Consider the following 9,260-nt stretch of genomic DNA (forward strand, 5'->3'; position numbering starts at 1 on the left):
TGAGCCACGCGCAGTAGCCACTCCCCGCGCCGCGTCTGCAAATCCCCCATAAATCCTCCTGCTTGATAAAAACCTCAGCATGACGAAAAAAGGAAAGGGCGTTTAGATGGGAGGGCTAGGCGCTTACCGTAAATTGAACTGTTCTAATAATCGAGCAATGGCCTGATTAAGTTCTTCTAAACTAAAAAAACGCTGATGGCGTAATGCGGCAAGCAACCAGCGCTGAATGATTTTCACGCCAGCCTCGACTTTTGCTTTATCTTGCGGTCGTCGGCTTCGGGCAGGGATAACCACGGTTTGATAATGTTGGGCAAATTGAAGGTACACTTGATTTAAAATGACTTCATGATGACCATGTGTAATAACGGCTGCTTTTAGGTTATCAGGTACTAATATGCGAGGTACGCCGCCTAGAAAATCACACGCGTCAATATTGCATTGAACCCAGTCGACTATCTGCTGGGTCCATACAGCGCAAGCAAATGTGTAATTTGAGTAACCAAGTACCGCAACAAAAATTTGCGCCATACGTGGTGTACTTTCCTCTTCAAGATATACCGGCATCGTTTTGCCGCAAAAATCTAAAAAAAGCTTATCTCCTGGTAGGTGGAGTTGCCGCATAACAAGTGGGCGCTGTGATTTAAATGCTCGATAGCCTGCAGTGAACTGAGAGTACGCAATCCCGTTGGGTTCAACGGCTCGCCACTCTCGCCAGAGTAGTTCTAGGGTGACATCTGGGTCTTTTAGCTCGGTATGAACCCAGCCCCAGTCTGGCGTGGGCTTTCTCCTCCGCCCCTCCAATGAGGCGAGTTGCAGCCGCAACCGCAGCTGATCATCATCAAGTTGATCTAAATCACCGAAATCAAACTGAATATTTGCAAGATGCCTGCGCAAACGTTGAACGGTATTACGCGACATTGATGTAGCTCGAGCGAGCTCACGTGTTGTGATTTTTGTATCGGCATATAGGCGTAAAAACTCGCGCAGCCGTTGCGCTTCAATATTTACTCTCATAAAAGTGCTCCCGTCCATCGATTTTATGGAACAGAATGAGGGGGATCATGAATATGCAGGCAAAGCCCGTCCTCTTCGGCCTTGACAGCCGACCACCCGTCACAGAGAATAAGAACTCAGTTTCCGCAACTGATTTTCTTTGTCTCATGCAAAAAGCTCAAAGTTGCCACTTTGGGCTTTTTGTGCGACTAGGGAAATGAAATATGTTTATCTCTTCGCTACCGCCTCCGATCAAGGGAGGGTCCCCTGAGTTTAATTGCAATTGTATGGCTCACCCCTGTTGCTATTGGCATCCTGCATCCGGCTTTACAGCGTTTGTTGTCGTTGCAAGAAAACGCTGCTCTGCAATCCACTGAGCAACGTCCTTAACTAATGCATATTTGCCACGGCGATGTTTAATCGCAAAAACGGGTACAGGCAATGTTCCTCGGGTAAATGCCTGACGAAATGCATCCACTGAGCAATACCCCAATGCCTGTAAGAGCGCGTCATCCGCAATCATCGGGCCATGTCGCTCAAATAAATTACGTTCAATCTCGTTGGCCAACTCAATTTGGGGTTGTTTCATTGGGATTAGTCCTATCTGGTCACTACAAAATGGTAGCGATTTATTGCGCTTTGCGCTAGAAAGTGACAATCACCCTGATTATCACTCGGTTATGAAGACAAAAACTCCTTGTATTGAAAAGCAAAACGCCGATTGGGATCATTTTTTTTCTGCTCTGCAAAATGAGCTGGATTCAGCAAATACGCCGCGGCGCGATCGCATTGATGTGATTCGTGTAGCTCTTTGGTTCTTGTTAATTAAGAACTATTTAGGGGTACCTACAGCGTACGCCATTGAAAAAAAAGTAGACCCGAAGGCATTTAGAAGGAAAGAAGAAACGGGCGATCTCAACCATAAAAATTTGTGGTCAACTTATCGCATCGGTCAACACGTCCCCCGAAAGAAGATCGTTGCCCAAGCAAATAAGCAGGTCCCACAATCTGCAGTTTTACTCAACAATGTACTCTGGGAAGCCATCAGAGGAAAAAAGCCTATCGGAAAGATTTGGTCCAACGGCCTAGCGCAATTTGCACCAGAAATTTTAAGGGTGGTCGTTGCTTTAGACCACTTAGGTCAAACGACGGGTGAAATGCCTGCTCAGATCAAACACAGTCAATTAAAGAGGCTAGAACGTCAGGGAGGGATTGATGCTCTAACATGTCTAACCCTGTTATTAAGGGGGGCTGTAGAGCGAGGGGATCAAAGTACTGCTTTTGCCATAGCGCAATCACTTTACTCAGTTTTGTTAGTTGTTTGTACTCAATCACCCTTCTATGATCTGTGTAATGAGGTGTTTAAATTATTTAAAATTCATGTATTCTCTTTGCTTCGTAATGAACATTGCTCTTTTGATTTCGATGATTTTAATTTTAATCAAAAAATTGGAATGCTTATTTATCACTATCACAAATTAAAAGGTTCTAGTACAGTCGAAGCTAAACCTATTGATGTCATGCGGTCAATGTATAAGGTGATCAATGGTGACCATGGAATCTATCTCCTCATTTTTTATACACCGCCCTTACGCTTCCCTTCGCTAGAATCAATATAATTTATTATAGTTTTTAATTAACCTGAATAACACCTTAGTCAGAGGCATCATTCAGGGGTTAAATATGTGGGAAGGAATAACTCAATAAGAATTAGATCTTAATAGCTCAAATACAATTTAGTAGCCTCCCTTAAAACAGCATTTTCTTTTTCTAGAAAATGTAGACGTTTTTCCAATTTCTGACTGTTATTTTCTGCCACAGGTGGCGGCAAAACCACAGTGCCTGCTCTGTTTTGAAACTCCTTTATGCCAATGTATTTCCAGCTATAAATTGTTGAGGGATGCATTCGAAATTTATGTGCTGCTTTGGCGACGCTACCCACTTTTTCGACATAGCGAAGGACTTCGATCTTAAATATTAAGGAATACGGCATCATAAGACTTGCAAACTAAGAAATCCTTAGTATACCTTAGACTGCAGCACTAAGAGAATCTTAGGCATGTTGACCCAATAGCGGTAATTTCATGCCTGAGCTACACCCCTTACCTGCTCGATTAAAGCAGGTGAGAATTTTGAAACAGCTCACACAGCAAAAACTAGGGGAGTTACTAGGCCTTGATCCTAGTAATGCTAGCGCACGCATGAACCAATACGAACGTGGGAAGCACACACCCGACTTCGATACGCTTAAACGTATTGCGAACGTGCTTGATGTGCCAGTGGCTTATTTTTACTGTGAGGATGAATTGACGGCCTCTATTCTTCAGGCTGCTGAAGCACTCAGTGAAGAACAAAAGTTAGCTTTGCTTGTGTCTATTCGTGAGATGGTCAATACTGAAAAAGAAAAATAAAGGTCAAAGAAACCAATTACAGGGAATATTGTTTGCGACATGACCTGCTGGCCAAGCCGTACTTTTAAAGGAGGGGTTGGCATGCTGCTTTAAGTGATAATAACGGCCAATCTTAAGCATTATCAAAAACTCTTTGCCACACTGCTTGTAAGCTCACACTGCCCCCAATAAAGCTAGGCTCATGAAACATCGCTTTTTAGCCCATCCGCTCGCTGTTCTGCTCATGATGATCTTGCTGACATTCAGCCAGTTCGTTGTAGCGGCTTATGCCTGCGCGGATGCTCTAGCAAGCTTGCCTACTGCGCCTGTTATGATGCAAATGGCTGACATGAGCGATTGTGTGGATATGAAAGCCAACCAGCAGCCCTTGGTATGCAAAGCGCACTGTCAAAAAGATTCACAATTAGAAGCACATAAAACACCAGATTTGCCTGCCCCACAGCTATTTATCCTGTTTTATCTTGCGCCTTTATTCGATAGCTATTTGCCGCTGGCTAATCAGCAATTAGCAGCGCCATCTACACTTCTCGCATCCTCACCGCCCTTACGTATCCAATATCAAGTTTTTCGTAACTAGCCTATTTCTCTGATCCATTTGAACATCACTAGGACAGCAGTGCGTCTTCGCTCGCCTGCACGTTTTGGTGTTTCGTATTCAGTTTGATCTGGAGAAACACGTATGTTTTCTTATGCACTGCGCAGTATTGCGCTATTACTTTGCGCGGCCAGCGCACAGGCTCTGACCTTAGATGAAGCCTTAACTGCAGCTCAAAATTACGCCCCTGATCTTGTTGCCAGCCGATCAGGTGCTGCTGCAGCTCAATCTTTAACGCTATCTGCAGGTGCGTTACCTGACCCTAAGCTCTCTTTTGCCATTGATAACCTTCCACTCGAGGGAGAAGACCAATACCGTATTGGCAAATCAATGCGCAGTATTGGCCTGATGCAGGAGTTTCCCAATGCGGGTAAGCGGGCTGCTGAGCGCCAAATCGCCACCGCCGCGTGGCAAGTGAGTAGTGCTCAACATCGCTATGCACAGCTCAATGTACAACGAGCCACCACACTCGCTTGGCTAAGCCTGTATTACGCACAAGAAAAAATACAAGTCCTTGATACGCAGGTCATTGAGAATCAAAACAGCTTAAGCCTCAGTCGCGCGGCTATAGCAGGGGGGAGCACAGTCGACAATGTCTTAGTTGCACAGCTAGAAACCCAGCAATTAGCTGATGCGCGAGATGACTTAAATAGTGAGAGTCAACAGGCGCGAGCGCTATTGGCACGCTGGATTGGGCCAGATCGCGCCGCCGAGCCCATCAGTGGCTCACTCCCTGTATGGCAACGCGAGCCAACTTCCAACGATCAGTCTGATCAATTTAGCAAGCAGCCTGATCTGCACGCGGCCAGCTCGCAAATTAGCGCCGCCCGTGCTGAATTGGCGCTGATGGAAGCAGGCAAGCATCCCGATTGGGGATTGGAGCTGGCCCTGCAACGCAGCGATATGGGACAAAACCAAGCGATGGTCAAAGTCTCTTTCGATCTGCCGTTTTTTACCACCTCACGCCAAGACCCTAAAATCGCCGCAGCGACCGCCAATTTACAACGAGCCGAAGCAGAAAAAACCACTCGTAGCGCAGGCTATCGTCAACAATATGCGGAGTTAAATGCGCAAGGCGATGCACTGACTAGCCAGCTACAAAGGCTGAAGCAACAGACTCTGCCCCTCATTCAAAAGCAGACTGAGCTGGCCTTAGCAGGGCTGCAATCTGGCAAGGGCAATAGCAATGCGGTGCTTGAAGTACGCAAAACCAAGCGAGTGGCTCAATTACGCGCCCTTGATCTAGCCTCCCGCCTTGCCGCTATTCAGGCGCAAATATTCTTTCTGACTGGAGGGCATTCATCATGAATCGCAACAGCACAATCGCCTTAGCCATTGCCGCCCTTTTTATTGGAAGTGCCGCAGGTTGGTGGTTAAAACCAATGCAAGCCCACTCCAACCTCAGCGCCCCCATCGAGGCACGCAAAGCCCTTTATTGGTACGACCCGATGAAGCCAGAACAGCATTTCGATCAGCCAGGTAAATCTCCCTTTATGGACATGGAGCTGGTGCCTCGCTATGCCGATGCCGCTGATTCATCTTCATCTACGGCAAATGCCAGTATCAAGATTGACCCCAGCCTCACACAAAACACCGGCCTTAAGTTGGCCACGGCGCGTCTCGGCACGATACGCCAAGGGATTGAAGTGCCCGGCAGTGTGGTATTTAACGATAGAGATGTGGCGATTGTGCAAGCGCGTAGCAATGGCATTGTGGAGCGGGTATATCCACTGGCAAACGGCAATGTCATTCAAGCCGGTGCGCCGATTGCCGAGCTGCGTGTACCCGAATGGCTAGCCGCGCAAAATGAATATCTAGCATTGCGCCATGATGCCGAGCTGGCAGGCCCTATGCTCTCTCGCCTGCAGCAGCTTGGCATGAGCACGGCGCAAATTGCCCGCCTAAAACAAAGCGGCCAGCCGCAAGCCACCATTACCATCACCGCTCCCCGCAGCGGCATGATTGCCGAGCTATCCGTGCGGCAAGGCATGGTATTGAGTGTGGGTGCGCCACTGGTGCGAATTAATGGTTTAGCTAGCATGTGGATTGAGGCTGAAGTACCAGAGGCCCAAGCTGCCACGCTACAAATCGGCGCACCGGTGCACGCCCTTTTTACGGCCTTACCTAACACGCCGATCAGCGGCAAAATCACCGCGCTCGTGCCTGAGCTCAATAAAGAAACGCGCAGCCTCAGGGTACGGACCGAGATCCCTAACCCTAAGGGGCTACTCCGCCCCGGCATGTTTGCGCGTATTTCTCTGGCTAGCCCTGACAGCGCAGCGGTCTTGCTGGTGCCAAGCGAAAGCATTATCGCCACCGGCAAACGCAGCGTGGTGATTATGAGCGACGGCCAAGGGCGCTTTACACCCAGCGACGTTAAAACGGGCCGCGAGCATCAAGGGCAAACCGAGATTATTTCAGGCCTCAAAGAAGGCGAGCAGATTGTAGTTTCTGGGCAATTTATGATTGATTCCGAGGCCAGCTTGCGTGGGGTATTGGCAAGGATGAACCCTGCGGCTTCTGCTGCCGCGTCTACTCACGCCCTCCATTCCACCCTTACCCCCGCTCAAGAGATGCACCAAGGCCAGGGCATCGTTAAAGCTATCGATAGTAAGCAAGTCACGCTAGAGCACGGTGCCATTGCTTCCCTTAACTGGCCTGCCATGACCATGCCTTTCCCCTTAGCTAACCCCAATTTAGCCAAGGGAATTCGCGTTGGCCAGCAGGTGAATTTCTCCTTTATTGAGCAAGGCAGTGTGGTGCAAAGCATTTCGGTCCTTGCCACAGGAGGTCAGCCATGATTGCCAAAGTTATTTACTGGTCGATTCGTAATCGCTTTTTGGTCTTACTCGCTACGGTCATGTTAGTGGCGTGGGGCATTTGGGCGGTTAAAAATGCACCTATCGACGCTTTGCCGGATTTATCCGATGTGCAGGTGATTATTCGCACGCCTTATCCGGGGCAAGCGCCAAGAATTGTTGAGGATCAGGTCACCTACCCGCTCACCACTACCATGCTTTCTGTGCCCGGCGTTAAAACCGTCAGGGGGTTTTCTTTTTTTTGTGATTCTTATGTCTATGTTTTATTTGATGACAACACCGACCTCTATTGGGCGCGTTCTCGTGTTTTAGAATACTTAAATCAAGTTCAAGCGAAATTACCCGCTGCAGCTCGTCCAGCCTTAGGGCCAGATGCCACGGGGGTAGGCTGGATTTACGAATATGCGCTGGTCGATAAAAGCGGTAAGCATAGCTTGGCTGATCTGCGCAGTTTGCAAGATTGGTTTCTTAAGTACGAGCTTAAGACGCTGCCCAATGTGGCCGAAGTGGCGGCGATTGGCGGCATGGTCAAGCAATATCAGGTAGTGCTTGATCCGCTGAAATTAGCCAGTTTTGGCATTAGCCATGATGTGGCGATTGAGGCCTTGGCAAAGGCCAATCAAGAAACCGGCGGTGCGGTGATTGAGCTGGCCGAAAGCGAATATATGGTGCGTGCCAGCGGTTATTTAAAAACGCTGGATGATTTTAGAGCCATCCCCCTTAAAACATCGGTTAATGGCGTAGCTGTGCAGTTGGGAGACGTAGCCCGCATCCAGATTGGGCCGGAAATGCGCCGTGGCATTGCTGAGCTCAATGGCGAAGGTGAAGTAGCCGGTGGCGTAGTCATTTTGCGCTCTGGCAAAAATGCCCGCGCCACGATTAGCGCAGTGCAGGCCAAGCTAGAGCAGCTCAAGAAAAGCCTACCTGCGGGGGTAGAAATCGTTACCACCTATGATCGCAGCCAGTTGATTGATCATGCGATAGAGAATCTGAGCCATAAATTACTCGAGGAATTTATCGTTGTCGCCCTCGTCTGTGCCGTATTTTTATGGCATCTACGCTCGGCGTTGGTCGCCATTATTTCGCTGCCGCTGGGCGTGTTAGCGGCGTTTATCGTGATGCATTATCAAGGGGTCAACGCGAATATTATGTCGTTGGGCGGGATTGCCATTGCCATTGGGGCCATGGTTGACGCTGCCGTGGTGATGATAGAAAACGCGCATAAAAAGCTAGAAGAATGGGCGCATGCGCATCCTGATCAAAAGCTAGTTGGGGCCGAGCACTGGCAAGTGATCGGCCACGCCGCCGCCGAAGTGGGGCCCGCTCTATTTTTTAGCCTGTTGATTATCACCCTGTCTTTTATTCCTATTTTTACTTTAGAGGCACAAGAAGGCCGACTATTCGCGCCTCTGGCCTTCACCAAAACCTATGCCATGGCGGCGGCGGCGGGGATATCGATCACGCTAGTGCCGATTTTAATGGGCTATTGGATACGCGGTGCCATTCCCGATGAAAACCGTAATCCCTTGAATCGCTTTTTGATCAAGGTGTATTCCCCGATGCTAGAAGCGGTGCTCCAGCGCCCAAAAACCACCTTAATCGCAGCGGCCTTGGTGTTTATCACTGCGCTGTGGCCTGCCAGCCAATTAGGTGGCGAGTTTCTGCCACAAATGAACGAGGGCGATTTGCTGTATATGCCCAGCGCCTTGCCCGGCCTCTCCGCAGGCAAAGCCGCCGAGTTGCTGCAACAAAGTGATCGCCTAATTAAAACCATCCCTGAAGTCGCCACCGTCTTTGGTAAAGCAGGTAGAGCAGAAACCGCCACCGATAATTCGCCCATGGAGATGTTTGAAACTACCATCCACTTTAAGCCGCAAGATCAATGGCGGCCGGGCATGACGCCTAAAAAACTGGTGGAAGAACTCGATCGCACGGTGCAAATCCCCGGCCTTGCTAATCTATGGGTGCCGCCGATTCGTAACCGTATCGATATGCTGGCCACTGGCATTAAAAGCCCCATCGGTATCAAGGTGGCAGGTACCGATATCGCCAGCATCGATGCCACCGCAATTGCCATCGAAAAGGTCGCAAAAACCGTCAACGGTGTTTCATCGGCCTTGGCCGAGCGCCTCAGTGGCGGGCGCTATATCGATGTGGATATCAACCGCGCCGCCGCCGCTCGCTATGGCCTAAATGTGGCCGATGTGCAATCGGTGGTCGCCCGCTTGATTGGTGGTGAAAATGTTGGTGAAACGGTAGAAGGCACGGCCCGCTACCCAATCAATGTGCGCTACCCACGTGAGCTAAGAGACTCGCCCGAGGCGCTGCGTAATCTGCCGATTGTGACGGCAAATGGTCAACAAATCACCTTAGGATCGGTCGCCAAAATCAGTATCGCCGACGGCCCGCCCATGCTTAAAAGCGAAAACGGCCGCCTAGCCT

At 49.3% G+C, this 9,260-nt stretch carries 9 protein-coding genes; 6 read left to right on the plus strand and 3 right to left on the minus strand.

Features of this window, described 5'->3' with window-relative positions; genetic code table 11:
* Nucleotides 1-123: 123 nt before the first annotated feature.
* Together istA and CSQ88_RS21225 are read right to left on the minus strand one after the other, a co-directional pair.
* Entirely contained in the window at nucleotides 124-1,014 is an 891-nt protein-coding gene (gene istA, locus CSQ88_RS21220) for an IS21 family transposase (RefSeq protein WP_180273765.1), read from the minus strand.
* A 283-nt stretch (nucleotides 1,015-1,297) separates the two neighbouring features.
* On the minus strand, nucleotides 1,298-1,582 hold the full coding sequence (locus CSQ88_RS21225; RefSeq protein WP_099400058.1) for a hypothetical protein: 285 nt from the start codon (nucleotides 1,580-1,582) through the stop codon (nucleotides 1,298-1,300).
* Nucleotides 1,583-1,625: 43 nt separating this feature from the next.
* Here CSQ88_RS21225 and CSQ88_RS21230 point away from each other — a divergent pair, with 43 nt between their 5' ends.
* Nucleotides 1,626-2,612: a hypothetical protein gene (locus tag CSQ88_RS21230; RefSeq protein WP_143449550.1), complete on the plus strand. Its 987-nt coding sequence runs from the start codon at nucleotides 1,626-1,628 to the stop codon at nucleotides 2,610-2,612.
* 98 nt (nucleotides 2,613-2,710) lie between these two features.
* Here the strand turns inward: CSQ88_RS21230 and CSQ88_RS21235 are convergent, their stop codons facing one another.
* Nucleotides 2,711-2,989, minus strand: coding sequence for a helix-turn-helix domain-containing protein (locus CSQ88_RS21235; protein ID WP_099400060.1), 279 nt, complete (start codon nucleotides 2,987-2,989; stop codon nucleotides 2,711-2,713).
* 88 nt (nucleotides 2,990-3,077) lie between these two features.
* Here CSQ88_RS21235 and CSQ88_RS21240 point away from each other — a divergent pair, with 88 nt between their 5' ends.
* The 5 genes from CSQ88_RS21240 to CSQ88_RS21260 form a co-directional block, all read left to right on the plus strand.
* Nucleotides 3,078-3,404, plus strand: a complete 327-nt coding sequence (locus CSQ88_RS21240) for a helix-turn-helix domain-containing protein (protein ID WP_099400061.1) — start codon at nucleotides 3,078-3,080, stop codon at nucleotides 3,402-3,404.
* Between the two features lie 181 nt (nucleotides 3,405-3,585).
* On the plus strand, nucleotides 3,586-3,981 hold the full coding sequence (locus CSQ88_RS21245; protein ID WP_099400062.1) for a hypothetical protein: 396 nt from the start codon (nucleotides 3,586-3,588) through the stop codon (nucleotides 3,979-3,981).
* Nucleotides 3,982-4,083: 102 nt separating this feature from the next.
* Nucleotides 4,084-5,307, plus strand: a complete 1,224-nt coding sequence (locus CSQ88_RS21250) for a TolC family protein (protein ID WP_099400063.1) — start codon at nucleotides 4,084-4,086, stop codon at nucleotides 5,305-5,307.
* Nucleotides 5,304-6,800 carry an efflux RND transporter periplasmic adaptor subunit gene (locus CSQ88_RS21255; RefSeq protein ID WP_099400064.1) on the plus strand — a complete coding sequence of 499 codons (1,497 nt, stop codon included), beginning with the start codon at nucleotides 5,304-5,306 and terminating at the stop codon, nucleotides 6,798-6,800. The genes CSQ88_RS21250 and CSQ88_RS21255 overlap by 4 nt, the downstream gene beginning before the upstream one ends.
* Nucleotides 6,797-9,260: efflux RND transporter permease subunit (locus CSQ88_RS21260; RefSeq protein WP_099400065.1), on the plus strand; the 2,464-nt coding region annotated here is incomplete at its 3' end. The genes CSQ88_RS21255 and CSQ88_RS21260, both read left to right, overlap by 4 nt.

This window comes from Iodobacter sp. BJB302 (assembly GCF_002735645.1).
Taxonomy (GTDB): Bacteria; Pseudomonadota; Gammaproteobacteria; order Burkholderiales; family Chitinibacteraceae; genus Iodobacter.